Source organism: Agrobacterium sp. 5Ca39, assembly GCF_055382365.1.
This window is the reverse complement of the sequence record NZ_AP026436.1, coordinates 1,408,782-1,435,533: the sequence shown is the minus strand read 5'-3', so window position 1 is coordinate 1,435,533 and position 26,752 is coordinate 1,408,782. Positions and strand designations below refer to the sequence as shown.

The following is a 26,752-nucleotide window of genomic DNA, read 5'->3' as shown; positions in this document are numbered from 1 at the left end:
CCGGGCGAAACATCGTCCGGCTCATTCAGACGCAATAACGCGGTAACGTCACTTCCGGTTGCCGATTTGCGCGCTGCGCACAATATCGCCAGGCTTGATGCCGTAGCGTTTCGCAGCGCCGCCATTCAGTTCAAGCACGAATTTCACTGGCCCGCGGGAGCTGATGATGGCTTCCGAATGTGGAACCGCGTTTTCGTGGATGTGGGTGATGCGGCCGTCACGGCCAATGAAAAGCATGTCGAGCGGAATAAGCGTGTTCCGCATCCACATGGCGACATCACGCGGTTCACCGAAATTGAACAACATGCCGTTTTCTGGTGGCATGCTCTTGCGGAACATCAGGCCCTGCTCGCGCTGGGCATTGTTCAGCGCCAGTTCCACAGTGAAATCGTGGCTTTTTCCCCCGGCCGTTTCAATCTGCAGCGGTTCGGAGGTGAATGTCTGCTGTTGCTGCGCCTGGGCGGCGCTGGCCAGCGTGAAAAAAAGAAGCGCCATAACGGCGCTCTTCACCATATCGGGCAGGGCGGACATCAATGCGACATCCCGATCGAAACCGGGTTGTCCGGGTGGATTTCCGCGGCCATCAGGCCTTTGTCGCCATCGCCATAACGCACCAGCACAACCTGCCCGGGGCGAAGTTCGGTCAGGCCGAAACGGCGCAGTGTCTCCATATGCACGAAAATATCTTCCGTTCCTTCGCCACGCGTCAGGAAACCGAAACCCTTGGTGCGGTTGAACCACTTGACGATGGCGCGCTCCAGTCCGCTGGACGGCGTCACCTGCACATGGGTGCGCACCGGCGGCAGCTGCGAGGGGTGAACGGCGGTGGACTGATCCATGGAGAGAATTCGAAATGCCTGAAAGCCACGGTCGCGCCGCTGGATGAGGGCGACAATGCGCGTGCCTTCAAGGATCGTCTGGTAACCGTCGCGACGCAGGCAGGAAACATGCAGCAGCACATCCTGTGTGCCGTTGTCGGGCACGATGAAGCCGAAACCCTTGGCGACATCGAACCACTTCACGACGCCGGTGATCTCGGTCAGGTCCACGGCATCGCCCGAAAGGTCCTCGACATCGACTATCGTTTTCGATGACATCCTATCAGCCATATCCTGCCAACCCCTCGATTACGCGCCATACACCGGTCAACTGATTCCTGTGCGCCAGATTAACATCTTGGTAACGGTTTCACGCAAGCCCTAGTTTTTGATTTACGCAGCTGCTTTTATGTCGCCGTCCTTGTCCGGGGCTTGCGATCATGCGTTTAACGGCTTCGGACCCGTGTAATGGAGAGGAATAAAATGCGGTATCTGCACACGATGGTTCGCGTCAAAGACCTTGGCGAATCACTTAAATTCTATGTCGACCTGCTCGGCCTTGCCGAAATACGCCGAATCGAGAACGAAAAAGGCCGCTTCACTCTGGTGTTTCTTGCAGCTCGCGACGACGTTGCTGCGGCGAAGGAAAACAAGGCGCCGTGCCTCGAACTCACCTATAACTGGGATAGTGAAGATTATACCGGTGGCCGCAATTTCGGTCACCTCGCTTATGAGGTCGATAATATCTACGACTTTTGCGCGCATCTGCAGCAGAACGGCATCATCATCAACCGGCCACCGCGAGACGGGCATATGGCCTTCGTACGTTCACCGGATGGTATTTCTTTCGAAATTTTGCAGAAAGGCGAAAGCCTCGCACCAGCCGAACCGTGGATATCTATGCAGAATACCGGTTCCTGGTAGGGATTTTCCGGTGAGCAGCAGCGTTTTCGGGCGCTCTTGCCTTGTCCTGAGGGGATGAGGCATAGTCCGCGAATCGAAACGGCCAGTCCCGTTTTGGGGGAAGCACACGATTCCGTTCCCGTGCTGCTGTTGGAAATAAAAGATACGGAGGCCACCCATGAAAACTGTCGAGGGCGCAAAGGGACGCGTTTCTTGTCGGCGTCTCGTCATCGCGGTTTCGTTGCTGGGGCTTTCCGGATGCGTTTCGGCGGTGACTGACGAGGAGATGGCCGCCACTGCCAAAAAGCCGGAAGTAGCCGGACAGCAGAAGCAGCAGATGGCCGCAACTGCTGCACCCGCGGCCGGTGCGCAGCAGGGGCATTATATGGATCCCGCCGTGGCGTCAGCGGCTGGCGCGACCACGGCTCCGGCGCAGCATCAGGCAGCGGGCGGCCCGGCACAGGGTTACGGCGCTGCCGCCGATATCGCCGGACTGACGACGCAGCCAACGGGAATTTCCGCTGGAACATCAAGCATCTATTCTACCGCATCCGCAGTGCCTTCCCCGGCCGCCACGGCGCCCGGCGCGGCCGCGGCGGGCGTGCCTTCCCAGAAAATCACACCTGCGCTCAGCAGCGTTTACTCCGCCCCTGTGCAGGTGGCGCAACCGCAGCCGGTATCCGCGCCTGTTGCTGTGCCGTCAGCCGCGCAGGTACCGGAGCAGCACAGCGAGAACCGCCAGCCCGCTGCCGTGCCGGTGCCACAAACCGCATCGGAACAGCTTGCTTCGGTGCAGCCCGCGACCAGTGCCGCCATGGGCGACGAGAAGCAGGAAGGCGAAGGCAAGGGCGTCACGCTTGCAGCATTTTTCGCCGGTGCAGCCAAGAAGCGCCTGCCGAAAATGATCGAAAGCGGTTCGGCAGGTGGCACGCAGGTGGCCGCACTTCCGGGAGCGGCGGACAAGACGATGGGCATTGCGCTCTCCGGTCGCTCGATGATGTCCGACGAATTCGACGACGCTCATCTCGATGAAGAGGACGATGAACCCACCGGGCTGATGAAGCTTGCCTCGCTCTCCGGCCTGACCCGCGTCGCGCCGAACGGGCTTTTCCTGCAGACAGATCGCGTTGAAGTCGGTTGTTTCAAGCCGGAGCTCATCAGCATGATCAAGGATGTGGAGCGACATTATAACAGCCCGGCCATTGTCACCTCGGGCTACCGTCCGCCAAAGGGAATAAGGCAGGGTTCAAAACACTATACCTGCGATGCGGCCGACATACAGATCAAGGGTGTATCCAAGTGGGAACTCGCAACCTATCTCCGTTCCCTGCCCAACCGCGGGGGTGTCGGCACCTATTGCCATACCGAATCGGTCCATATGGACACCGGTGAACCGAGAGACTGGAACTGGCGCTGCCGCCGTACCGCCGCGCGGAAGTGATTGCGACCATTCCTTGCCGGCTTACAGCCACGGCACTCCTGACGATGGACAGTGGAGCGTGACCGTGGACGCAACGTTCCCATTGTTGTAGGACGCGGCGGTTCATTGTTTCCCGCTTATGGTGTCTTGCGAAATGCAGCCTGTGTCCAATTTGCCCGTCTACATCATTTCGATTGCCCGTGCGCGGGCGCGACTGGAAAAAATGCTCGAAGGGGCCGCGGGTCTTGATCTTGATTTGCGGCCGGTGGAGGGAATTGATGGAAAGACCGTCCTCCCTGAAAACTGGCGCGATTTCGACCGACGCCGCTTCGAACTGCGCAACGGGCGCCACGCACTGCCGGGAGAATATGGCTGTTATGCCAGCCACATTAAAGCGCTTGAGATCTTTCTTTCAACCAATGCCCCTGTCGCGGTGATTGTTGAAGACGACGTGGCGTTCACGCCGGATTTTTCGGAGCGGGTGAGGGCCATGGTGGCGATCATGCCTGACGATGCAGTCGTGAAATTGACCAATCATCGCCGCAAGGGTTTCAAAGGCCGCAGAACGAGTGCATTTGGGGATACGTTTGGCCGCTGCATCTATGGGCCTCAAGGTTCATCTGCGTGCTACATCGTTTCGCGCAGCGCCGCTGAGCGTTTCCTGAAGACGGCGCGTGTGATGACGCTACCTTTCGACCGCGCCCTGGAGTGCGGTTGGGGATATGGCACCAACGTTTACGTCTCCGACAGGGACTTTCTGCCCTTTGGCGACCCGAATACGCTCGTCGGAACGCGCGAGGAATATAAAGGCAGCAAGTTCACCCGACTGAGGCGACTGCCCGCTTATCTTTCCAGCTTTTATGACAATATAGCACGTTACATCTACGCGTACCGCTAGGCGTCCGTGGTGGCGACGCTTTTGTTTTCTGTGTTGATGTTGGAAACGCTTTGAACACCCGGCGGGATGATTGCCTGCCGGTTGGGTAAGCCCATGGAAATACATACGAAAAATATTATGAGGTGGTGAGAGCGCAGGGATTCGAACCCTGGACCTACTGATTAAAAGTCAGTTGCTCTACCGGCTGAGCTACGCTCTCCCGTGGCGGGCTTGGCTGCCCTTCGGAAGTGCGCGGAACATATGTAGAGCGATCCGTTCGGTCAACCCAAAAAAAGCGCTTTCGGCGATCAATCCGGTTTTTTTTGTCGCACCCCCGAAAAGGTGATTGGAGAGAGGGGGCGGCCGGGGATAAAACCGGCGTCAAGTGTGTCTGCCTGGCGGCTGAAATCGTTTTGCGGCAACGACATGCGTGAAAATGAAGCGTGAAGCGGTAGCGGCTCTCAAGAATCGCGGCGGCTTTGCGGGATGCGGAGTTTCTCTTGTCGATTGCCGATATTTCCCTGTTCAGCGCGCTTTTGGCTGGCGCTCTTTCGTTTCTGTCGCCCTGCGTTCTGCCGCTGGTGCCGCCTTATCTCTGTTATATGGCGGGTGTGTCGGTCGAGCAGTTCAGGACGGAAGACGCGGCACCACGGCCCGAGATTCGCAGGGCCGTTCTGTTTTCGGCCTTCTTTTTCACACTCGGTTTTGCCACCGTCTTCGTGGCGCTGGGCGCGGGCGCCTCAACGATAGGCACGCTTCTGCGCCAGAATCTCGACATTCTCGCCAAGATCGGCGGTTTCATCATCATCCTGATGGGCCTGAATTTCCTGGGCGTGTTCCGTATCGGCCTGTTTTCGCGCGAGGCCCGGTTTCAGGGCGCGGGCAAGCCGGCGACGCTGTCCGGAGCCTATATCATGGGACTCGCCTTCGCCTTTGGCTGGACGCCCTGCATCGGCCCGGTTCTTGGCGCGATTCTCGGCGTTGCTGCTTCACGCGACACGGTCGGCGACGGCGCAATGTTGCTTGCGGTTTATTCCCTTGGCCTTGCGGTACCGTTCTGGATCGCGGCGGCGTTTTCCGGCTCCTTCATGCGTTTCCTCGTCCGCTTCCGTCGCCATCTCGGACTCGTGGAAAAGCTGCTCGGCGTGTTGCTGGTGCTGACCGGCCTCGCTTTCATATCCGGTTTTATCACCAATGTGGCGATCTGGTTCCAGGAGACCTTTCCGATCCTGATGCAAATCGGCTAAGCCTCCCGCTGGAGTTGCTTGCGGGGGAGACATAGTGACTGACATCGTGGGATTGCTGTTGCCGTTTTTCGGCCTCATCTTGATCGGCTACGGCGCTGCGCGCATCACGAAACAGCCGGTCGAGGCGATGGGCTGGCTGAACACCTTCATCATCTACGCGGCGCTGCCGGCGCTGTTTTTCAAGCTGGTGTCGAAAACGCCGGTGGAAGAACTGGCGCGGATGGATTTCGTTGCCGCCAGCCTCGTCTGTACCTATGGCATTTTCTTGGTTGTGTTCCTGATCGGTCGTTTTGTCCGGAAAAACAGCCTCGCTGAAACGACGATCCAGAGTTTCGCGGCAAGTTACGGAAATATCGGCTATATGGGCCCGGGCATTGCGCTTCTGGCGCTCGGCGAAAAGGCGGCGGTGCCTGTGGCGCTCATCGTCTGCCTCGAAAACGCCGCGCATTTCATTGTCGCGCCGGCGATGATGGCCGTTGCAGGCGGCGACAAGCGTTCCCCGGCGAAGCTTGCGCTGGATGTGGCTCGCAAGGTCATCACCCATCCCTTCATCGTATCCGTCATCGCCGGTTTCCTGGCCGCTTCGCTGTCATGGCAACCGCCGGAGGCTGTGCAGCGGCTGGTGGATTATCTGGCGCAATCAGCCGCACCCTGTGCGCTGTTTGCAATGGGCGTGACGCTGGCACTTCGGCCGATGAAGCGGGTGCCGGTGGAGATCAGTTACATCGTGCCGGCAAAACTCATCCTGCATCCGCTCGCCGTTTATCTCGTGCTGTCGTCGCTCGGGCGATTCGAGCCGGTGTGGATCTATTCCGCCGTGCTGCTGGCTGCTTTGCCGACCGCGACGAATGTCTTCGTCATCGGCCAGCAATATCATGTGTGGCAGGAGCGGGCGTCGGCGACGATCCTGATTTCGACGGTGCTGTCGGTTCTCACGCTGACGGGCGTGGTTTATTTCATCCAGCCTTTTTGAAGCTGCCGAACAGCAGTGAGGGCAGGGCCTTCAGGCCCCGGCCGGGTTCGATGCCTTCGCGCATGACAATGCTTCGGAGCGTGCCGATGCCGGAAAGTACGTGCAGGCCGGCTGCGCGCGCCATCTGGATGGGCAGGAAATCCGAAAGCAGCGAGCGGTTCAGGAGATCGACGCTCAGTGTGCGGCTATAGACATCCGCCCGCCGCCTGCGGTCGAAGCTGCTGCCGGCATCGGCCGCAATGGGGCGGTCGGAAACGGCGCTCAGCAATTCCGTCAGTGAGATGATGTCGCGCAGGCTGAGGTTCAGTCCCTGTGCGCCGATGGGCGGAAAACCATGTGCCGCCTCGCCGATCAGGGCGACGCGGCCCTTGCCGAAGCGATGGGCGGTCATGGAAGAGAGCGGCCATGCCTGGACGCTATCCTCGACGGTAACGGCGCCCAGCATGGACTGCATGCGTTCCTCGACCCGAAGGCTCAGCGCTTCCAGTGGCAGGGCAGTCAGTTCTTCCGCCTGCTGCGGGGTGACGACCCAGACGAGGCTGGAGCGGTTGCCGGGAAGGGGAACCTGCGTGAAAGGGCCGGTGGGCGTGTGGAATTCCGTCGAAACATTTCCATGCTGTCGGCTGTGGCCGAAGTTCAAAACGACGGCGGTCTGCGGATAGGACCAGGATTTCACGCCGATGCCGGCTGCATCCCGGACCATCGACTTCCTGCCATCTGCCCCGATGAGGAAATCGGCAGAGAGCGTTTCGCCGTCCGCAAGCGTCACCGTCACGCGGTCGTCGCCGATATCGATCGCCTCGGCGAAGGTGTCGAGGCGGATAATATTGTGTTCCTGCTCCACCGCTTCGCTGAGAACACCGAGCAAGGCCTCGTTGGGGATGTTCCAGCCAAATGCATCCAGGCCGATTTCGGAGGAACGGAACTGCACTGTCGGTGCTCGCAACAGACGGTCGGTTCCGTCTATGATCTGCATGGTGGAAAGGCGGGCGGCCGAAGGCGCGATGCGTGACCACAGGCCGAGACGGTCCAGGAAGCCGATAGACTGGTCCATGAGCGCCGTGGTGCGCCGGTCCTTCCTGTCGGTGGAAGGTGCTACGAGCGCCACGTGGCGACCCGCCCGTGCCAGTGCGATGGCCGCGATCTGACCCGCAAGTCCTGCACCTGTTATGGCGATATCGAAGTGTCTCATGGTCCTGATCCGTTGTTATTTCCAGAGCATCATAAAGGCTTTGCATCGGCAAATCCACTTCCGTCCGGGAACATCCGGTTGTGAAGATTCATTGGGTCTGCCGCCACATTAGTCTTAGGATAAGCCGACTGAGCCGGTTGCAAAGCGTGGTGAATGGCCGCATACCGGAATAAGCAGGGCGGATGAAAAGCGGGGCGCAGACGCTGACCATGAAAATTTTCAACTACAAGCGTGTTCCCTATGCGGAAATCCGCGCCTTTTCCGTTCATATTCTAACGGCGTCCGGTTCCTTTCTTGCCTTCCTTGGCGTCGTCGCTGCTTCCGAGCACCGTTTTGTCGATATGTTCTGGTGGCTTGGTCTTGCGCTGCTGGTGGATGGGATAGACGGCCCTATCGCCCGGAAGGTCCGGGTCAAGGAAGTGCTGCCAAACTGGTCGGGCGATACGCTCGACAACATCATCGATTACGTGACCTATGTGCTTCTGCCTGCCTTCGCGCTCTATCAGAGCGGCATGATTGGAGAGCCATGGTCCTTTGTGGCGGCGGGCATGATCGTGGTGTCCAGTGCTATCTACTATGCCGATATGGGGATGAAGACCGACGAATATTTCTTCTCGGGCTTCCCCGTGGTGTGGAACATGGTGATCTTCACGCTCTTCGTGATGGATGCCAGCGCCACCACCGCCATGACAGTCGTGACTGTTTCGGTGTTCCTGACATTTCTGCCGATCAATTTCCTGCATCCCGTGCGGGTGAAGCGGCTGCGGTCCCTTAATCTTCTTGTCGTGGCCATCTGGTGCGCCCTTGGTGGTTATGCGCTGCTGATGCATTTCCAGACGCCAACATGGGCGGTGGTGGGGTTCGTGGCGAGCGGCATCTACCTGTATTGCATCGGAGGAATTTTACAGTTTTTCCCAACGCTCGGCGCGAAATGATGAAGAGGTAAAGCCGTTTATTGCTTGTGCAAATTGCATTTAAGCAGCTTCTTTTTCAGTTGTGCGCAGCAGCAAAACCGTTATCAATAAGTCCTGATCATGTATCATTGCATACTTTTTGGTGCGGGATTGGGAACAATGACCGCGACCGTCTGAAACGCCTCGAAGAAGGCATGGACGGTTGGTGAGAGAGGGAACTCGTGACTGGAACTTTGGCGCCGGAGGCCGTGCCTCTCCTGTCCGTTCGCAAGCTGACCAAGCTGTTCGGCAATTTCGCCGCCTGCAACGGTATCGATCTCGATATTGCGCCGGGTGAAATCCATGCGCTCCTGGGTGAAAACGGCGCGGGTAAATCCACGCTCGTCAAGATGCTGTTCGGCGTTCTCGCACCGACTGAGGGCGAAATCATCTGGCAGGGTGAGCCGGTTTCGGTGGGTTCGCCAAGCGAAGCCCGCAGGCTCGGCATCGGCATGGTCTTCCAGCATTTTTCGCTGTTCGAGGCGCTGACGGTTGCCGAGAACATTGCCCTGTCGCTCGATCCGAAAATTTCATTGAAGGAAATCGCCAGGGAAGCGGAGACCCTGTCGCGCGCCTATGGCCTGCCGCTCGACCCCAATGCGCATGTGGCCGATCTTTCGGTCGGCGAGCGCCAGCGCATCGAAATTGTCCGTGCTCTGCTGCAGAACCCGCGGCTTATCATTCTTGACGAGCCGACCTCGGTTCTGACGCCGCAGGAGGCCGACAAGCTTTTCGAGACCCTGGAGAAGCTGAAGGCCGAAGGCCGTTCCGTGCTTTATATCAGCCATCGTCTCGAAGAGGTTCAACGCATCTGCGACCGCGCCACGGTTCTGCGCCATGGCAAGGTGACTGGTGCCTGCGATCCGCGTCGGGAGACACCGGCATCGCTGGCGCGCATGATGGTGGGCAGCGATGTCGCCAGTGTGTCGCGCGCGACGGGCGAAGCACTGGGTGCGCCGCAGATCGAAGTCATGGGGCTTTCGGTCGCGCCGCGCACGCCGTTCGCCGTGGCATTGAAATCGATTTCGATGACCGTGCGCGCCGGGGAGGTGCTGGCGATTGCCGGGGTCGCGGGAAACGGGCAGGGTGAGCTGTTCGACGCGCTTTCGGGGGAATACCCGGTTTATAATAACGATGCGATCCATCTCCGCGGCAAGCCGGTCGGCCGGATCGGCATCAACGGTCGCCGGCTGATGGGGGCGGGTTTCGTACCGGAAGAGCGCCATGGCCACGCCGCCGTTCCCGGAATGAGCCTCTCCGACAATCTGTTGCTCGCGCGGGCCCGCTCCGATCGCAAGGCGTTCCTGACCGGCGGTTTCCTGCGTATTGTCAGGGGGTCGGCCATCAGGGCAGCGGCGCGGCGCATATCTGAAACCATGGATGTGCGCAAAAGCGGGGCCGATCCGCTGGCAGGGTCGCTCTCAGGCGGCAATCTGCAGAAGTTCATCGTGGGACGCGAGCTCGACCGCCAGCCGTCCGTGCTTGTCGTCAACCAGCCGACCTGGGGTGTGGACGCGGGTGCCGCAAGTCGTATTCGCCAGGCGCTTGTCGATCTTGCCAAGGCGGGATCGGCCGTTATCGTCATCAGCCAGGATCTCGATGAAATCTTCGAGGTTGCCACCAATATCGCAGTGATTTCCGACGGCAAGCTTTCAGAGGCTCATCCGGTGGAGGAGATGACGCTTGAAAAGATCGGCCTGTTGATGGGCGGCATTCACACACATTCGGGGGCCGCCCAGCATGCGCATTGAGCTTGAAAAACGCGCAGGGGTCTCCCGGCTTTTCACCCTGCTTTCGCCGCTGCTGGCGCTGGTGCTGACGCTGCTCGTCGGCGCCATCATGTTCGCCCTGCTCGGCAAAAATCCAGCGCATGCGCTTTATGCTTTTTTCGTCGAGCCGCTGCTGGAAGTGTGGTCCCTGCATGAGCTGGCGATCAAGGCCGCGCCGCTGATCCTGATCGGCGTCGGCCTGTCGATCTGTTATCGCTCCAACAACTGGAACATTGGCGCGGAGGGGCAATTCACCATTGGCGCGATTACCGGCTCCATTCTGCCTGTGCTTTATCCCGACTGGCATTCGCCGCTCATCCTGCCGCTGATGATGGTGATGGGCGCTGTCGGCGGCGCGCTTTATGCCGGTATTCCGGCGCTGTTGAAGACCAAGTTCAATACCAACGAAATCCTCGTCAGCCTGATGCTGGTCTATGTTGCGCAGCTTTTCCTCGACTGGCTGACGCGCGGCATCTGGCGCGATCCGGGCGGTTATAATTTCCCGCAGACAAAGCCCTTCAATGAGAGTGCTGTGCTGCCGGAAATGCTGGTCTCCGGGCGGGCGCATTGGGGTTTCGTATTCGCCATCGTTGCAGCCATCGCGCTGTGGTTCATGATGCGCTACATGCTGAAGGGCTTCGAGGTCACGGTGCTCGGCCAATCGGCGCGGGCAGGGCGCTTTGCCGGTTTCTCCTCCAGCCGCATGGTGTGGTTTTCGCTGCTGCTATCGGGCGCGCTGGCCGGTCTTGCGGGCATTTCGGAAGCATCCGGCTCCATCGGCCATCTCCAGCCCAGCATTTCGCCGGGTTATGGTTTCACCGCCATCATCGTTGCCTTTCTCGGCCGCCTCAATCCGCTCGGCATCATCGTCTCGGGGCTGGTGCTGGCCCTGACCTATCTCGGCGGCGAGGCGGCGCAGCTTTCCATTGGCGTTTCGGACAAGGTGACGCGGGTGTTTCAGGGGCTGATGCTGTTCTTCGTATTGTCCTGCGATACGCTGATTTTTTATCGCATCAAGGTGGTCTTCAACGGTAAGGCGCATCGCAGAGAAGGAGCGGCGTGATGGATATGCTTCAGGCCATTCTCCTCACCGTCATCACCGCTGCCACGCCGCTGGTCATCGCCGCCTCGGGCGAGCTGGTGGTGGAGCGTTCGGGCGTTCTCAATCTCGGCGTCGAGGGCATGATGATCATGGGTGCAGTCTGCGCTTTCGCGACCGCGCATATGACGGGTTCGCCCTATCTCGGTATTCTGGCCGGCATTGCCTCGGGTGCGGTGTTTTCGCTGCTGTTCGGTTTCCTGACGCTGACGCTGGTGACGAACCAGGTGGCGACGGGCCTTGCCCTTACCATTCTCGGCCTCGGTGTTTCGGGCATGCTGGGCGAAAGTTTCGTTGGTCTGCCAGGCATCAAGCTGCAGCCGATCGTGTTTCCTGTCCTGTCGGAAATACCCTTCATCGGACCGCTCCTGTTCCGGCAGGATTTGATTTTCTACATGTCGATCGCGCTTGTCGCAGGCATAGGCTGGTTCCTGTTCAAGAGCCGTGCTGGCCTGAAAATCCGCGCTATCGGCGACAGCCATGCTTCGGCGCATGCGCTCGGCATCAACGTTATCCGTACCCGCTATCTCACCGTCATGTTCGGCGGTGCGTGCGCGGGCCTTGCCGGTGCGCAGCTATCGCTGGTCTATACGCCGCAATGGGTGGAAAACATGTCCGCCGGGCGCGGCTGGATTGCGCTGGCGCTCGTCGTCTTTGCCTCCTGGCGTCCGTGGCGCCTGCTGGCGGGCGGTTATCTGTTCGGTGCTGTCACCATCGGCCAATTGCACGCGCAGGCCTTCGGCATTGGCGTGCCATCGCAACTGCTTTCGGCGCTGCCCTATATCGCCACTATTGTCGTGCTGGTGCTCATCTCGCATAATCGCCGCACGACCTTGATCAATACGCCGGCATCGCTGGGTAAATCCTTCGTGCCGGACAGGTAAAAACTATCCAGTCTCCAAACCAACAGGGGTAAAAATGAAAAAACTGGTCATCGCACTTGCCGCTTCCATCGCGGCGCTTGGAGGCGTTGTTTCCTCCGCTGAAGCCGCCGACGCCAAGAAGGTCTGCTTCATCTATGTCGGTAGCCGCACCGATGGCGGCTGGACGCAGGCGCATGATATCGGCCGCGAAGAGCTGCAGAAGCACTTCGGCGACAAGATCGAAACGCCGTTCCTCGAAAGCGTTCCGGAAGGCCCGGATGCTGAACGCGCCATCGAGCGCATGGCCCGCTCCGGCTGCGAACTGGTGTTCACCACCTCCTTCGGTTTCATGGATGCGACCGTGAAGGTTGCCCAGAAATTCCCTAAGGTGAAGTTCGAGCACGCAACCGGCTTCAAGACGGCCGAAAACGTCGCGACCTACAATTCGCGTTTCTATGAAGGCCGTTACATTCAGGGCCAGATCGCCGCGAAAATGTCGAAAAAGGGCGTTGCCGGTTACATCGCGTCCTTCCCGATCCCGGAAGTGGTGATGGGCATCGACGCCTTCGTTCTCGGCGCGCAGTCCGTTAATCCCGAATTCAAGGTCAAGGTCGTCTGGGCCAACACCTGGTTCGACCCCGGCAAGGAAGCCGATGCCGCGAAGGCGCTGATCGACCAGGGCGTCGATATCCTGACGCAGCACACCGACACGACGGCACCGATGCAGGTTGCAGCCGAGCGCGGCATCAAGGCATTCGGCCAGGCCTCCGACATGATCAAGGCCGGTCCTGAGACGCAGCTGACCGCGATCAAGGATACCTGGGGCGCTTATTACATCAAGCGCACGCAGGCTCTTCTCGATGGCACCTGGAAGTCGGAATCGGTCTGGGACGGCCTGAAGGACGGTATCCTGACCATGGCGCCCTACACCAACATGCCTGACGACGTGAAGAAGATGGCCGAGGACACCGAAGCCAAGATCAAGTCCGGCGAACTGCACCCCTTCACCGGCCCGGTGAAGAAGCAGGACGGCTCGGAATGGCTGAAGGCTGGTGAAAAGGCTGAGGATAAGGTCCTGCTCGGCCTCAACTTCTACGTTGCCGGCGTGGACGACAAGCTGCCGCAATAATCTGCGTTGTGGGACAGGGTGTCATCCTCGGCCTTGACCCGGATGATACTCGCCATGTCTATGGATCCTCGCCTGAAGGGCGAGGATGACGTGGGAAATTGCGTTCGCAAAGATCGGGGCTGTACATCGACGCATGTGCGGCCTTGCTTATTTTCATGGGTTTTATTGCGTAGATGAAGTTTGCCTTTGCTTTTCCGGCAACTTGATGTCTTTCACTATATTCTGACTGAAGATACACGTCTGGCGCGATTTTTAAAATCGCCAACCGAACGGAAGGACATGGCACTTGCAGCGCGGAATGCTCGATGCGGCGATCGGTCTACGAAAGCTGCGGACAAATCATGCACAGGTCGTTCACAAGCTCGGTCTCGACATCGTGTCCGGCACCTTCAGGACCGGCGACATCCTGCCAGGCGATGCGGAGCTGATGGAGCGGCTTAAAGTTTCGCGCACCGTATTGCGCGAAGCGATGAAGACGCTGACGGCCAAGGGCATGATTTCCCCCAAGGCGCGGATTGGTACGCGGGTGACGGAGCGCGAAAGCTGGAACATGTTCGACAGCGAAGTGCTGCTATGGCACTTCGAGGCCGGCGTCAGCGATGAGTTCCTGCTGCACCTCTACGACATCCGCAAAGCCTTCGAACCCTATGGCGCCGGGCTTGCCGCCATCAGGGCAAAGGATGCGGATATCGCAAAGCTTGCCGCCTATGCCAATGAGATGGGCAATACTGCTTATTCGAAAGAAAAGCGCGCGCTTGCGGACATGAATTTCCATGTCCTCATCACCGAAATGTCGGGCAACCCGTTCATGCGCACCGTTGGTTCGCTGATAAAGGCGGCTCTGGCGGGCATTTTCCGGATGAGCAATCCGGACACCGATCCCAATGAAATTTCCGATGTTTCAGCTTCGCACCTGAAGCTCGTGGAAGCCTTTCGTCTGCATGACGAGGCCGCCGCGCGTCGCGAGATGGAAAGATTGATTGAGAACGGCCGCCAGCAGGTACTGGAATTCACTGCCCGCAACTCCCGGCGATAAATCAGACGGTGGGAGCAGGATGTGATCCCGCTCCAATCACGTTTGATGAAAACCGGTGCGGAAATTTGGTGCAGATTTGCATGGTTTCTTAAGTGGGCCGCCGTTATAGCAATCCGGAATGAAATTACCGATGCGCCCGTCCGTTTTGCCGGACGGCGCAAAGTCAAACATGTGCCGCTGTATCGGCTGCCAGGCAGTCGCCGACGGGGTGTTGGAGGTCTTATGGAGCGCAGCTCTCTAGCCGTTATTCTCGCAGCGGGCGACAGCACGCGCATGAAGTCGTCGAAATCCAAGGTGCTGCATCCGGTCGCCGGCCGTCCGATGATTGCGCATGTGGTCGAGGCGGTGGCTGGATCGGGCGTCGGCACGGTGGCGCTCGTCGTCGGACGTGACGCCGACAATGTTGCCACGGCGGCGAGCCTGCCGGGACTTCAGGTTGAGACTTTTCTTCAGACGGAACGCAAAGGTACCGGCCATGCCGTGCTTGCCGCACGTGCGGCAATCGAACGCGGCTTCGACGATCTCATCATCGCTTATGGCGATGTGCCGCTCATTACCTCCGCCACGCTCGACCGGGCCCGCGAGGCCATTGCTTCCGGCGCCGATGTCGCGGTGATCGGTTTTCATACCGATCGGCCCACGGGTTATGGCCGGTTGCTGGTCGAGAATGGCGAGCTGGTGGCGATCCGCGAGGAAAAGGATGCGACCGACGAAGAGCGCAGGGTGACCTGGTGCAATAGTGGACTGATGGCGATCAATGGCCGCAATGCCCTTGATCTGCTCGACCGGATCGGCAACGGCAATGTGAAGGGCGAATATTATCTGACGGACGTGGTCGAAATCGCCCGGTCGCTCGGCCGCCGCGCCGTCGCCATCGATGCACCGGAAACAGAACTGGTCGGCTGCAACAACCGCGCCGAACTGGCCTTCATCGAAAAGCTCTGGCAGGAGCGCCGCCGCCATGAATTGATGGTCGACGGCGTATCGATGATCGCGCCTGAAACTGTCTTCCTCTCCTTCGATACGACGATCGGTCAGGACGCGCTGATCGAGCCCAATGTCGTTTTTGGTCCCGGCGTGACGGTCGAACCGGGTGCCGTGATCCATGCCTTCTCACACCTCGAAGGCGCGCATGTCGCGGAAGGTGCCACTGTTGGTCCCTATGCCCGGCTGCGACCGGGGGCCAACCTGCACGCCAACTCTAAGGTGGGTAATTTCTGCGAGGTCAAGAAGGCCGAGATCGGCGAGGGGGCCAAGGTCAATCATCTCACCTATATCGGCGACGCCTTCGTTGGCGCGGGCAGCAATATCGGTGCCGGCACCATCACCTGCAATTATGACGGTTACAACAAGGCTGAGACGCGGATCGGCGCGAACAGCTTCGTTGGTTCCAACTCGTCGCTGGTTGCTCCCGTGACGATTGGCAAGGGGGCCTATATCGCCTCCGGCAGCGTCATCACCGATGACGTGCCCGATGATGCGCTGGCTTTTGGGCGTGCGCGCCAGGAGGTAAAGCCGGGCCGCGCAACCGTAGTGCGGGAGCGGGCGAAGGCGCTGAAGGAAGCGAAGAAAAAGTCGTCTTGAAGGACGTTACGAAGCGATACCGAAAGTGACCGGCGCCATAATTGCGGATTGCACGGGAAAGATTAGAAGTTTCGGCGAAAAGATCGCCGTCTGGAGATATATATGTGCGGAATTGTCGGAATTGTCGGAACTGAGCCCGTTGCGGAACGGCTTGTCGATGCACTGAAGCGTCTCGAATATCGTGGCTACGATTCAGCCGGCGTTGCAACGATCGACAATGGCGCGATGGATCGCCGCCGTGCCGAGGGCAAGCTCTTCAATCTGGAAAAGCTGGTGTCCGAAAAGCCGCTTCCGGGCGTGGTCGGCATCGCGCATACACGCTGGGCGACCCACGGCGTGCCGAACGAAACCAACGCTCACCCGCACTTCGTCGATGGCGTGGCCGTCGTCCATAACGGCATCATCGAAAACTTCGCCGAATTGCGCGAAGAACTGACCGCCGAGGGCGCGACCTTCACCACCCAGACCGACACCGAAGTGGTGGCGCAGCTTCTGGCGAAATACACCCGCGAGGGCCTTGGCCATCGCGAAGCGATGCTGAAGATGCTGAACCGCGTGACCGGTGCTTATGCGCTGGTGGTGATGTTCAAGGACGATCCCGGTACGCTGCTTTCGGCGCGCTCCGGCCCGCCGCTTGCCGTCGGTTATGGCTGCGGAGAAATGTTCCTGGGTTCCGACGCCATTGCGCTTTCGCCCTTCACCAACGAGATCACCTATCTGGTGGATGGCGACTGCGCCATCGTGACCCGGCAGGGTGCTGAGATCATCGATTTCTCCGGCAAGCCGGTGAAGCGCGAGCGGCAGATATCGCAGGCGACGGCCTATGTCGTCGACAAGGGCAACCATCGCCACTTCATGGAAAAGGAAATCTACGAGCAGCCGGAAGTCATTTCCCATGCGCTCGGCCATTATGTGGATTTCGCCTCCAAGACCGTGAAAGAAGCCGATAAGGCCATCGATTTCGCCAAGCTTTCCGGACTTGCCATCTCCGCCTGCGGCACGGCTTATCTTTCCGGCCTGATCGGCAAATACTGGTTCGAGCGTTATGCGCGCCTGCCGGTGGAGATCGATGTGGCCTCCGAGTTCCGCTATCGTGAAATGCCACTTCAGCCAACGCAGGCGGCGCTCTTCATCTCGCAATCGGGTGAGACAGCCGATACGCTGGCATCGCTGCGCTATTGCAAGGAAAGCGATCTCAAGATCGGCGCCATCGTCAATGTGCGGGAATCGACCATTGCCCGGGAATCGGACGCCATCTTCCCGATCCTTGCCGGACCGGAAATCGGCGTCGCTTCCACCAAGGCCTTCACCTGCCAGCTTGCGGTGCTTGCTTCGCTCGCCATTGCCGCCGGCAAAGCGCGCGGCACGCTGAAGCCTGGTCAGGAAAAGGAACTTGTGCAACATCTGATCGAGATGCCGCGCATCATGAGCCAGGTGCTCAACATCATCCAGCCGCAGATAGAGGGCCTGTCGCGCGATCTGTCGCGCTTCAAGGATGTGCTTTATCTCGGCCGGGGCACCAGCTTCCCGCTGGCGCTGGAAGGCGCGCTGAAGCTCAAGGAAATTTCCTATATTCACGCCGAAGGTTACGCTGCCGGCGAGCTGAAGCACGGCCCCATCGCGCTGATCGACGAGAACATGCCTGTCATCGTCATCGCCCCGCATGATCGCTTTTTCGAAAAGACCGTTTCGAACATGCAGGAGGTCGCAGCCCGCGGCGGCCGTATCATCTTCATCACGGATGAGAAGGGAGCTGCCGCTTCCAAGCTCGACACCATGGCGACGATCACGCTGCCGACCGTCGACGAACTGATCGCACCGATGGTCTTCTCGCTGCCCATTCAGATGCTGGCCTATCACACCGCCGTTTTCATGGGTACGGATGTCGACCAGCCGCGCAACCTTGCAAAATCGGTCACGGTGGAATGATCATACGGCCGGAGCGCCAGGGTGACGAAGAGCCGATTGCCTGCGTTACAGAAGAAGCCTTCCGTGACGTCGACCAAAGCGACAAGACCGAACATCTGATCGTGGCGCGGCTGCGGGAGGCCGGTGCGCTCACGGTTTCGCTCGTGGCCGAAGACAGCGAAGGGATCGTCGGCCATATCGGCTTTTCGCCCGTGACGCTCTCAAGCGGCGACAGCGGCTGGTTTTGCCTTGCGCCTCTTTCGGTGACGCCGGAACGGCAGGGCGAGGGTATCGGCTCCCGGCTGGTGCGTGAAGGGCTTGGTGCGCTTGATCGGCTGAGCGCATCGGGATGTGTCGTTGCCGGCGATCCCGATTATTATGGACGCTTCGGTTTTCAAGCCGTCGAGGGCCTAAGCGCTGTGGGGATTCCTGACGAATATTTCACAGTTCTTCGCTTGCATGGGGGAACGCCATCCGGCATTGTCAGTTTTCATCCGGGTTTCGATAGCGACAGCGCTTAACGCGAACGGTAAATGACCGACATTCCTCCCAAAATTTCCTTTGCGACACGGTTGCGCAACAGCTTCCTTACGGGCGTTCTGATCCTCGCACCCGTCACCATTACCATGTGGCTGGTGTGGAGCTTCCTGCAATGGGCGGATAGCTGGGTGAAGCCCTATATCCCCGCCCGTTATGATCCCGAGCAATATTTCGATGTGGCCATTCCCGGCTTCGGCCTGCTGATCGCTGTCATCGGCATCACCCTCATCGGCTTTCTCGGCAATAACCTGATCGGGAAATGGATTGTCGGCGTCGGTGAATCCATCCTCAACCGCATGCCGTTGGTGCGGCCGATCTATAAAAGCATCAAACAGCTTTTCGAATCCGTCCTGAAGGAGCACTCGAACTCCTTCAAGAAGGTTGGCCTGATCGAGTTCCCGTCGTCAGGCACATGGGCGATGGTGTTTGTGGCTTCCGAGGCAAAGGGCGAACTCGCCCATCGCTTCAACGAGATGGGCCAGCAGATGGTCGCCGTCTTCCTGCCGCCCACACCGGTGCCGACGGCGGGTTTCCTGCTGTTCGTGCCCAAGGACAAGATCGTGATGCTGGACATGACCCCGGAGGATGCGGCGAAGCTGCTGATCTCGGGTGGTCTTGTGGCGCCGGATTTCAAGCCGCCGAAGATGATCGCGCCGGTCTAATCTAGAGAACGCCCGGGATGTCCGTCTGCGAAAAGTCGTTACCGACATAAAGCAAACGGCAACCCTCTGTTTTCGCCAGCTCGTAGGCAAAGCAGTCGCCGAAATTTAGTCCGGCAGGATGAACGCCCTTGCCCCAAATGCGATAAGCTTCCGAAACGCCATGCGCCGATTTGGGGGTGACGGGTTTGATTTCGGCGCCCAGACCTTCGATCAGCATCTCTAGTTCCCGGCTACGGTCGCGCAGCTGCGCCACGATCATGGCCTCCGCAAGCGTCCCCGCTGAAATGAGCAGAGGTTCATCAGTTTCGAGCGCTGAGGCGCAGGCATCCGCTTTGGGTTCATCGAGCAGGATCGTCATCAGAGCCGACGTATCGATAACGATCATTTCGGAAGGCCGTGCTCGTCATAGAGAAAATCCTGACTATGCGCGGCATCCGGGCCATTATCGCCTTTGTTGGCGACAGTCGCGCGCACTTTTGCGAGCGCGGCGCTACGGGATGTTTTATCCGCCACGACGGTGACCGGAACCAGCCGCACGGCTGCGTGGCCATGACGGGTGAGAATGACCTCATCACCGGCTTCGGCGCGGCGCACCAGTTCGGTAAGCTGACTTTTTGCATCAGTCACGGATATCTGCACGGCTAACCTCGGGCGTTAAAGTTAGCATTATATTAGTCCATTCAATGGACCATATCAATCCTCGTCGTCCAGATCATCGACCTCTGCTCCGGTGGTCGTGGCGTGGAACACCGGCACGAAGAGCCGCATATAGACCAGCCTCACGCTCCAGCCTTCTTCCAGCGCCCGGCTCCATGCCTTTTTGCGGCCGGGCTTCTTGAACGCCTTGCCAATCGCCTTCTTCTCGCTCTTCGCAAATGTTTCGGGCTGGAGGATATTCTGCGGCGAGCAGAGCGCGTAGCCCTTGCGGAAGGCGGGTGGCGGGCGGCGCGGGTCGATCATGTTCATGGGCGTTCTCTTTCAGCCGGCGTGCAGGAAACGAATCGCTTCGTCACGGCGGTGCAGATAGAGCAAGGTGCGTAACGCATCGCCGCGTGGACCTGTCAGTTCTGGGTCGCGCTCGATGACATAGGCGGCGTCCTTGCGGGCGATTTCCAGGAGGTCGGCATGAGCCTCGAGGCTGGCGATGCGGAAGCCAGGCGTGCCTGATTGACGCGTGCCGAGCAACTCGCCTTCGCCGCGCAGCTTCAAATCTTCCTCGGCGATCAGGAATCCGTCCTCGCTGTCGCGCAGGATGGAGAGCCGCGCGCGGCCGTTTTCGCTGAGCGGGCCCTTGTAGAGCAGGATACAGGTGGAGGCCTCGTCGCCGCGTCCGACGCGGCCTCGCAGCTGGTGCAGCTGGGCGAGGCCGAAACGTTCGGCGTGTTCGATCACCATGATGGTGGCATCTGGCACATCGACGCCGACCTCGACTACCGTAGTTGCCACCAGCAGGCGGGTTTCGCCGTTCTTGAAGGCGAGCATGGCGGCGTCCTTCTCCGGGCCGCTCATACGCCCGTGAATGAGGCCGATGTTGGCGCCGAGCATCTGCGAGAGAACCGCGTGGCGCTCTTCTGCCGACATGAGGTCGGACTCCTCCGTCTCCTCCACCAGCGGGCAAATCCAGTAGGCTTTTTTGCCATCCTTCAGCGCTGCGCGCAGCCTCTCGACAATATCGCCGATGCGTTCGGTGGGGATCGTCACCGTCTGGATGGGTTTGCGGCCCGCCGGTTTTTCGGTGAGCTTGGAGACATCCATGTCCCCGAAGGCGGCCAGAACCAGCGTGCGTGGAATGGGCGTGGCGGTCATGACAAGCATATGCGGCGTGATGCCCTTGGCGGTGAGGCGCAGGCGCTGATGCACGCCGAAACGGTGTTGTTCATCCACCACGGCCAGCACAAGGTTCTTATAGGTGACGCTGTCCTGGAAGAGCGCATGGGTGCCGATGACGATCTGCGCTTCGCCCGAGGCCACGCGCTCCTCGATCTCGCGGCGCTCCTTGCCCTTGGTGCGGCCGGTCAGCACTTCCACCGTGAGGCCCACGGCCTGAGCGAGTTTAGAGATGGTGGCGTAATGCTGGCGGGCGAGAATCTCGGTCGGCGCCATCAGCACCGCCTGTCCGCCGGCCTCCACCGCCGTCGCCATGGCCATCAGCGCCACCAGCGTCTTGCCGGCGCCGACATCGCCCTGCAACAGCCGCAACATGCGGTCTTCGCCGGCCATGTCGGTCAGGATATCCTTGACGGCGGCGCTCTGGCTTGCCGTCAGCGAGAAGGGCAGTTGCGCGAGGATTTTGGCGGCGATATCGCCCTTGGCGCGGATTGGCTGGCCCGCCACCTTGCGCAGCCGCTGGCGCACCAGCGCCAGTGAGAGCTGTCCGGCGAGGAATTCGTCGTAGGCGAGCCGTCGGCGCGCCGGGGCTTGCGGTTCGATATCGGCACTGTCGCGCGGGTCGTGGAGCTCGCGGAAGCTTGATGCCACGTCACCGAAGCCCTGCCGGGTCTTGAGCGTCTCATCGATCCATTCCGGGAAAACCGGCAGCTTCGAGAGCCCGCCTTCGATCGCCTTGCGCAACACCTTGGCGGAAAGGCCGGCGGTCATGGGATAAACCGCTTCCACAAGGGGCAGATTTTCCGCTTCGGAAAGCTTCACCATGAAATCCGGATGCACCATGGAGGCGCGGCCGTTAAACCAGTCCACCTTGCCGCTGACCAGAACCTCTTCATCGACAGGCAGGGCCTTGGACAGCCAGTCGCCCTTGGCGCGAAAGAAGGTCAGCGCCAGTTCGCCGGTTTCATCGTGCAGGAAGACGCGATAGGGCGCGGAGCGGTTACCCGGCGGTGGCGGCTGATGGCGGTCGACACGTCCCTGAATGGTGACAATGGCGCCGGGTGCTGCAAGCGCGATGCCGGGACGGTTGCGGCGGTCGATGACGTTTGAGGGCGCATGGAACAAAAGGTCGATAACGCGCGTATCGTCCGCATTCTCTCGTCCCAGAAGTTTTGCCAGGAGATCGGCAAGCTTCGGCCCCACGCCGGCAAGCGTGGAGACGGAGGCAAACAGCGGATCGAGAATGGCCGGGCGCATGGCCAGCAAAATCGGGGAAGGGGACGGCTTATGCAAGACTTCGCAGGTCACAAAGGCGGGTTATCACCGGCAGATTTTCGTGGCGGTGGTATTATTTCGATAAAAACCGGTTCCCAAGCGTTCGCCTCCTGTTCTATAGGAGGTCGCGATCAACATGCTGTTGAATGGTCAACCGAAAGGTGAATGCGATGACTGGACTGGTGCGCACGAGTGCCGACCTCGATCCGAGACGCCGGCGGATACTTTACCGCTGCTGGCACCGCGGCATTCGCGAGATGGACCTCGTTCTCGGGCAATTCGCGGAAGACAATATCGCGCTGCTTTCCGATGACCAGCTCGATGAGCTCGAAGTCATCATGGCGGAAGAGGATAACGACCTCGTCAAGATGGTGACGGGGGCGCTTGCCATCCCGGCAAAATTCCAGACCCCGCTGTTTGAAAAGATCGCATCCTATCGTCCCGATTTCGATCTCGTCACCGCAGACAATGTGAAAGCCTGAAACCATGATAGCCGGATTCGATGCAAAGCTGGTGTCGTCGGCCGATACGCCGCTGAGCATCGGAAACGTGCCTGCCGGCATGGAGGCGCTGCTGCTTGCCGAGATGGCGCGCGCAGGCACCTCGGTTGCCTATGTGATGTCGGATGGCCAGCGCATCGCCGATCTCGAACAAATTCTCGGTTTTGTTGCGCCCGATATTCCGGTCATGACGCTGCCGGCCTGGGACTGCCTTCCCTATGACCGCGTGTCACCAAGCGCCGACACGTCGGCGCGTCGCCTGGCGGCGCTTGCCGGTCTCATCAGCCACGCGAAGAAACCGCATCCGGCCATCGTGCTTGTCACCGTCAACGCCATGCTGCAGAAGATGGCGCCGCGCGACATCATCGAAAGCCTTGGCTTCTCCGCGAGACCCGGCAACCAGATCCGCATGGAGGATATTGCCGCGCGGCTGGAGCGCAACGGTTTCGACCGGGTTGCGACGGTGCGTGAAGTGGGCGAGTTCGCCGTGCGCGGCGGTATTCTCGATGTTTTCGTGCCGGGCACCGAGGAGCCTGTGCGGCTCGATTTCTTCGGCGATACGCTGGAAAGCATCCGTACCTTCGATCCGGCCAGCCAGCGGACCATCGGCCAGGCGCGCTCGCTCGATCTGAACCCGATGAGTGAAGTGACGCTGACGCCCGATACGATCAGCCGGTTTCGTAAGAATTACCTCTCGCTGTTCGGTGCGGCGACGCGTGACGATGCGCTTTATCAGGCCGTTTCCGAGGGCCGCCGTTATGCCGGCATGGAGCACTGGCTGCCGCTGTTTTACGAGAAGCTGGAGACCGCCTTCGATTACCTGAAGGGGTTCCGCATCGTCACCGATCATACAGCACGCGAGGCGGCCAAGGAGCGCTCCAAGCTGGTGCTCGATTATTACGAGGCGCGGCGCGCTTCCGGCGAGACGAAGGGATCGACGCAGGGTGCGCCCTACAAGCCCGTGTCTCCCGGCCAGCTTTATCTCAACGGCAAGGATTTCGACACGGCCCTGTCTGCCGTCAATGCGGTGCGTCTGACACCCTTCAATGAGCAGGATAGCGAGGGGAGACCCGTCGCCACGCTGGACGCGCATGTCGGCCCGCGCTGGGCGCGGCAGCCAACCGAAGGCGAAAGCGAAGAGCGGGTCAATGTCTTTGCCCTGGCTGTGAAGCACATAGCCGAGCGCCGCGCCAAGGGCTGGAAGGTGCTGATAACAGGCTGGTCGGAAGGCTCGCTCGACCGGTTGCTGCAGGTGCTGAACGAACACGGGCTTGAGAAGATCAAGCCGGTTACCTCGCTAAAAGAGGTGGAGAAGCTTGGCAAAGGCGAGGCGGCCTCGGCGGTTCTGAGCCTTGAAGCCGGTTTCGAAACCGGAAATCTTGCCGTTATCGGCGAGCAGGATATTCTCGGCGACCGCATGGTGCGGCGCTCCAAGCGCCGCAAACGCGGTGCGGATTTTATCTCGGAAGTGGCTGGTCTGGACGAGGGCTCGCTCGTCGTTCATGCCGAACACGGCATTGGTCGTTTTGTCGGCCTGCAGACCATCGAGGCGGCGGGCGCACCGCGCGCCTGTCTCGAACTGCATTATGCCGATGACGCCAAGCTGTTTCTGCCGGTTGAAAACATCGATCTCCTCTCGCGTTATGGCTCGGACGCGGCGGAGGCAACGCTCGACAAGCTCGGCGGCGGCGCATGGCAGATGCGCAAGGCCAAGCTCAAGAAGCGCCTGCTCGACATGGCCGATGAGCTTATCCGCATCGCAGCGGCGCGTCTCGTGCGCCATGCGCCGGAGCTTGTCGCGCCCGATGGGCTCTATGATGAGTTTGCTGCCCGTTTCCCCTATGATGAAACTGAGGACCAGCTGAACGCCATCGAGGCGGTGCGGGAGGATCTCGCGGCCGGCCGGCCGATGGACCGTCTCATCTGCGGCGACGTTGGCTTCGGCAAGACCGAAGTGGCCCTGCGCGCCGCCTTCCTTGCCGCCATGAATGGCGTGCAGGTGGCTGTCGTGGTGCCAACAACGCTGCTCGCACGCCAGCATTTCCGGACTTTCTCGGAGCGTTTTCGCGGGTTGCCCATCCGCGTGCAGCAGGCTTCCCGTCTCGTCGGCTCCAAGGAACTGGCGCTGACCAAGAAGGAAGTTGCTGACGGAAAGACCGATATCGTCGTCGGCACGCATGCGCTGCTCGGTGCGGGCATCAGCTTTGCCAATCTCGGCCTACTCATCATCGATGAGGAGCAGCATTTCGGCGTCAAGCACAAGGAGCGGCTGAAGGAGCTGAAAAGCGATGTGCATGTGCTGACGCTTTCTGCGACGCCAATTCCACGTACGCTGCAGCTGGCGATGACCGGTGTTCGCGAACTGTCGCTCATCACCACGCCGCCTGTCGACCGCATGGCGGTGCGCACTTTCATTTCGCCGTTTGACCCGCTCGTCATTCGCGAGACGCTGATGCGCGAGCATTACCGCGGCGGCCAGAGTTTTTACGTTTGCCCGCGGCTTGCCGATCTCGCTGATATCCACGCCTTCCTGCAATCGGATGTGCCGGAACTGAAGGTGGCGGTGGCGCATGGGCAGATGGCGGCGGGCGAGCTGGAAGACATCATGAACGCCTTCTACGACGGCAAATATGATGTTCTGCTATCGACGACCATCGTCGAATCCGGCCTTGACGTGCCGACCGCCAATACGCTGATCGTGCACCGCGCCGATATGTTCGGTCTTGCCCAGCTGTACCAGCTGCGCGGCCGTGTCGGCCGCTCCAAGGTGCGCGCCTTCGCGCTCTTCACCCTGCCGGTCAACAAGGTGCTGACCACGACTGCCGAGCGCCGGCTGAAGGTGCTGCAATCGCTCGATACGCTCGGCGCCGGTTTCCAGCTGGCGAGCCACGATCTTGATATTCGTGGTGCGGGCAATCTGCTCGGGGAAGAACAGTCCGGCCATATCAAGGAAGTCGGTTTCGAGCTTTATCAGCAGATGCTGGAAGAGGCGGTGGCCGAAGTGAAGGGTGACGAGCAGGTGCAGGATAGCGGTTGGTCGCCGCAGATTTCGGTCGGCACATCCGTCATGATCCCGGAAGATTACGTTCCCGATCTGCATCTTCGCATGGGCCTTTACCGCCGGCTTGGCGAGCTTGCCGATATCAGCGAGATCGACGGTTTCGGCGCTGAAATGATCGACCGTTTCGGCCCGCTGCCGAAAGAAGTGCAGCATCTTCTCAAGATCGTCTACATCAAGTCGCTCTGCCGCATTGCCAATGTCGAGAAGCTGGATGCCGGGCCGAAGGGCGTTGTCGTTCAATTCCGCAACAAGGAATTCCCGAACCCGGCGGCGCTTGTCGGTTACATTGGCAAGCAGGGATCGATGGCGAAGATCCGTCCGGATCACAGCCTGTTCCTCAACCGCGATCTGCCGACGCCGGAAAAGCGGCTGACGGGTGCGGCGATGATCATGACGCAGCTGGCGGAGCTGGCTCGGTCGTAGATTTGAGTTTCAGAGGGTGGGCTATTTGGTACCGCAGGTGGGTGGGGTTTACCCCCCTCTGCCCTGCCGGGCATCTCCCCCTCAAGGGGGGAGATCGGCAAGATGCACTGCCACCACTCCATCCTCCCCCCTTGAGGGGGAGATGCCCGGCAGGGCAGAGGGGGGTAAAGCCACACCCACCTTTGGCCACTCACGAATGCCCCCACGCGGCTCAGCGAAAATTACCGCAATGTAACGAAACGGACATCTACCGGTATTCTTCGCAGGCGTAATCTCATCCTCATACCCGGTGCGGCGGATGAGTGGATGCCGCCGGGTGATGAAGGAGCAGGACGATGTGGACCAATATCAACAGGTTTGCCACCGCTGGTCTGGTTGCCTTGACAATTGCGGGCACCACAATTGCCACCACCAGTCAGGCGGAAGCGCGCAATAATTTCGGCCGCGGCCTTGCCGCCGGCATTGCCGGCACGATCATTGGCGGAGCGCTGATTGCGGGTGCAAGGCACCCGGGCTATGCCTACGGCCCCGCCTATTACGCGCCTGCTTATGGTCCGCCCGTCTATGCTGCGCCGGCTTATGGCCCGCCGGTCGTTTATGAACCCGTCTATCCCCGCTGCCATGTAGCCTGGAGGCAGAACGCCTGGGGCGACATGTATCGGGTCAGGGTTTGCGATTGATTGAACGCCGGAC

The 26,752-nt window shown here is 60.0% G+C and carries 25 protein-coding genes and 1 tRNA gene; 18 read left to right on the top strand and 8 right to left on the bottom strand.

Annotated features, from left to right (window positions below):
* Nucleotides 1–48: 48 nt before the first annotated feature.
* Both ACZ47E_RS07225 and ACZ47E_RS07220 read right to left on the bottom strand, forming a co-directional pair.
* The gene (locus ACZ47E_RS07225) at nt 49–531 is read right to left on the bottom strand and encodes a DUF192 domain-containing protein (protein ID WP_004442355.1); all 483 of its coding nucleotides are present in this window, start codon (nt 529–531) and stop codon (nt 49–51) included.
* The gene (locus ACZ47E_RS07220) at nt 531–1,109 is read right to left on the bottom strand and encodes a cold-shock protein (protein ID WP_004442353.1); all 579 of its coding nucleotides are present in this window, start codon (nt 1,107–1,109) and stop codon (nt 531–533) included. The genes ACZ47E_RS07225 and ACZ47E_RS07220 overlap by 1 nt, the downstream gene beginning before the upstream one ends.
* Before the next feature lie 192 nt (nt 1,110–1,301).
* Between ACZ47E_RS07220 and ACZ47E_RS07215 the strand changes: the two genes are divergently transcribed.
* From ACZ47E_RS07215 to ACZ47E_RS07205, 3 genes are all read left to right on the top strand, one after another.
* Nucleotides 1,302–1,742, top strand: a complete 441-nt coding sequence (locus ACZ47E_RS07215; RefSeq protein ID WP_045533768.1) for a VOC family protein — start codon at nt 1,302–1,304, stop codon at nt 1,740–1,742.
* 157 nt (nt 1,743–1,899) lie between these two features.
* Nucleotides 1,900–3,162, top strand: coding sequence for a YcbK family protein (locus ACZ47E_RS07210; RefSeq protein ID WP_464016806.1), 1,263 nt, complete (start codon nt 1,900–1,902; stop codon nt 3,160–3,162).
* A 133-nt stretch (nt 3,163–3,295) separates the two neighbouring features.
* A complete protein-coding gene (locus ACZ47E_RS07205) occupies nt 3,296–4,039 on the top strand; it encodes a glycosyltransferase family 25 protein (RefSeq protein WP_072494471.1) in 744 nt (247 codons plus the stop codon).
* Between the two features lie 123 nt (nt 4,040–4,162).
* Here ACZ47E_RS07205 and ACZ47E_RS07200 read toward each other — a convergent pair.
* Nucleotides 4,163–4,238: transfer RNA gene (locus tag ACZ47E_RS07200), tRNA-Lys, on the bottom strand.
* A gap of 280 nt (nt 4,239–4,518) precedes the next feature.
* Here ACZ47E_RS07200 and ACZ47E_RS07195 point away from each other — a divergent pair.
* The gene (locus ACZ47E_RS07195; protein ID WP_022556323.1) at nt 4,519–5,265 is read left to right on the top strand and encodes a cytochrome c biogenesis CcdA family protein; all 747 of its coding nucleotides are present in this window, start codon (nt 4,519–4,521) and stop codon (nt 5,263–5,265) included.
* A gap of 34 nt (nt 5,266–5,299) precedes the next feature.
* Nucleotides 5,300–6,238 carry an AEC family transporter gene (locus ACZ47E_RS07190; RefSeq protein ID WP_004442347.1) on the top strand — a complete coding sequence of 313 codons (939 nt, stop codon included), beginning with the start codon at nt 5,300–5,302 and terminating at the stop codon, nt 6,236–6,238.
* Here the strand turns inward: ACZ47E_RS07190 and ACZ47E_RS07185 are convergent.
* Entirely contained in the window at nt 6,222–7,430 is a 1,209-nt protein-coding gene (locus ACZ47E_RS07185) for a UbiH/UbiF family hydroxylase (protein ID WP_278066820.1), read from the bottom strand. The genes ACZ47E_RS07190 and ACZ47E_RS07185 overlap by 17 nt on opposite strands.
* A 209-nt stretch (nt 7,431–7,639) precedes the next feature.
* Here ACZ47E_RS07185 and pcsA point away from each other — a divergent pair, with 209 nt between their 5' ends.
* The 10 genes from pcsA to ACZ47E_RS07135 all read left to right on the top strand — a co-directional run bounded on the left by pcsA (nt 7,640) and on the right by ACZ47E_RS07135 (nt 18,973).
* Nucleotides 7,640–8,365, top strand: a complete 726-nt coding sequence (gene pcsA / locus ACZ47E_RS07180; RefSeq protein WP_006698811.1) for a phosphatidylcholine synthase — start codon at nt 7,640–7,642, stop codon at nt 8,363–8,365.
* Between the two features lie 212 nt (nt 8,366–8,577).
* Nucleotides 8,578–10,134 (top strand): ABC transporter ATP-binding protein, encoded by a 1,557-nt coding sequence (locus ACZ47E_RS07175; protein WP_278067463.1) that lies wholly within the window; start codon nt 8,578–8,580, stop codon nt 10,132–10,134.
* On the top strand, nt 10,124–11,215 hold the full coding sequence (locus tag ACZ47E_RS07170; protein WP_278066819.1) for an ABC transporter permease: 1,092 nt from the start codon (nt 10,124–10,126) through the stop codon (nt 11,213–11,215). The genes ACZ47E_RS07175 and ACZ47E_RS07170 overlap by 11 nt, the downstream gene beginning before the upstream one ends.
* A complete protein-coding gene (locus ACZ47E_RS07165; RefSeq protein ID WP_278066818.1) occupies nt 11,215–12,135 on the top strand; it encodes an ABC transporter permease in 921 nt (306 codons plus the stop codon). The genes ACZ47E_RS07170 and ACZ47E_RS07165 overlap by 1 nt, the downstream gene beginning before the upstream one ends.
* Nucleotides 12,136–12,169: 34 nt before the next feature.
* Entirely contained in the window at nt 12,170–13,243 is a 1,074-nt protein-coding gene (locus ACZ47E_RS07160) for a BMP family ABC transporter substrate-binding protein (protein ID WP_004442334.1), read from the top strand.
* A gap of 298 nt (nt 13,244–13,541) precedes the next feature.
* A complete protein-coding gene (locus tag ACZ47E_RS07155; protein WP_278067462.1) occupies nt 13,542–14,279 on the top strand; it encodes a FadR/GntR family transcriptional regulator in 738 nt (245 codons plus the stop codon).
* A 222-nt stretch (nt 14,280–14,501) separates the two neighbouring features.
* Nucleotides 14,502–15,863: a bifunctional UDP-N-acetylglucosamine diphosphorylase/glucosamine-1-phosphate N-acetyltransferase GlmU gene (gene glmU, locus ACZ47E_RS07150; protein ID WP_244404894.1), complete on the top strand. Its 1,362-nt coding sequence runs from the start codon at nt 14,502–14,504 to the stop codon at nt 15,861–15,863.
* A 102-nt stretch (nt 15,864–15,965) separates the two neighbouring features.
* Nucleotides 15,966–17,792 carry a glutamine--fructose-6-phosphate transaminase (isomerizing) gene (glmS, locus tag ACZ47E_RS07145; protein ID WP_278066817.1) on the top strand — a complete coding sequence of 609 codons (1,827 nt, stop codon included), beginning with the start codon at nt 15,966–15,968 and terminating at the stop codon, nt 17,790–17,792.
* Nucleotides 17,789–18,292: a GNAT family N-acetyltransferase gene (locus tag ACZ47E_RS07140; RefSeq protein ID WP_278066816.1), complete on the top strand. Its 504-nt coding sequence runs from the start codon at nt 17,789–17,791 to the stop codon at nt 18,290–18,292. The genes glmS and ACZ47E_RS07140 overlap by 4 nt, the downstream gene beginning before the upstream one ends.
* A 12-nt stretch (nt 18,293–18,304) precedes the next feature.
* Nucleotides 18,305–18,973, top strand: coding sequence for a DUF502 domain-containing protein (locus ACZ47E_RS07135; RefSeq protein WP_004442327.1), 669 nt, complete (start codon nt 18,305–18,307; stop codon nt 18,971–18,973).
* Nucleotide 18,974: 1 nt separating this feature from the next.
* Here the strand turns inward: ACZ47E_RS07135 and ACZ47E_RS07130 are convergent, their stop codons facing one another.
* From ACZ47E_RS07130 to recG, 4 genes are read right to left on the bottom strand one after another with little or no spacing between them, the layout of a single operon-like run.
* Entirely contained in the window at nt 18,975–19,358 is a 384-nt protein-coding gene (locus tag ACZ47E_RS07130) for a type II toxin-antitoxin system VapC family toxin (protein ID WP_278066815.1), read from the bottom strand.
* Nucleotides 19,355–19,612: a type II toxin-antitoxin system Phd/YefM family antitoxin gene (locus tag ACZ47E_RS07125; protein ID WP_004442323.1), complete on the bottom strand. Its 258-nt coding sequence runs from the start codon at nt 19,610–19,612 to the stop codon at nt 19,355–19,357. Before ACZ47E_RS07125 ends, ACZ47E_RS07130 begins: the two co-directional genes overlap by 4 nt.
* 54 nt (nt 19,613–19,666) lie before the next feature.
* The gene (locus ACZ47E_RS07120; RefSeq protein WP_022556312.1) at nt 19,667–19,939 is read right to left on the bottom strand and encodes a hypothetical protein; all 273 of its coding nucleotides are present in this window, start codon (nt 19,937–19,939) and stop codon (nt 19,667–19,669) included.
* 12 nt (nt 19,940–19,951) lie between these two features.
* Nucleotides 19,952–22,057: an ATP-dependent DNA helicase RecG gene (recG, locus tag ACZ47E_RS07115; RefSeq protein ID WP_278066814.1), complete on the bottom strand. Its 2,106-nt coding sequence runs from the start codon at nt 22,055–22,057 to the stop codon at nt 19,952–19,954.
* A gap of 188 nt (nt 22,058–22,245) precedes the next feature.
* Here recG and ACZ47E_RS07110 point away from each other — a divergent pair, with 188 nt between their 5' ends.
* The 3 genes from ACZ47E_RS07110 to ACZ47E_RS07100 all read left to right on the top strand — a co-directional run bounded on the left by ACZ47E_RS07110 (nt 22,246) and on the right by ACZ47E_RS07100 (nt 26,739).
* Entirely contained in the window at nt 22,246–22,557 is a 312-nt protein-coding gene (locus tag ACZ47E_RS07110; protein ID WP_278066813.1) for an FAD assembly factor SdhE, read from the top strand.
* Between the two features lie 4 nt (nt 22,558–22,561).
* Nucleotides 22,562–26,059 (top strand): transcription-repair coupling factor, encoded by a 3,498-nt coding sequence (gene mfd / locus ACZ47E_RS07105; protein ID WP_137068763.1) that lies wholly within the window; start codon nt 22,562–22,564, stop codon nt 26,057–26,059.
* 335 nt (nt 26,060–26,394) lie between these two features.
* Nucleotides 26,395–26,739, top strand: coding sequence for a hypothetical protein (locus ACZ47E_RS07100; RefSeq protein ID WP_004442315.1), 345 nt, complete (start codon nt 26,395–26,397; stop codon nt 26,737–26,739).
* The last annotated feature ends 13 nt before the right edge of the window (nt 26,740–26,752 follow it).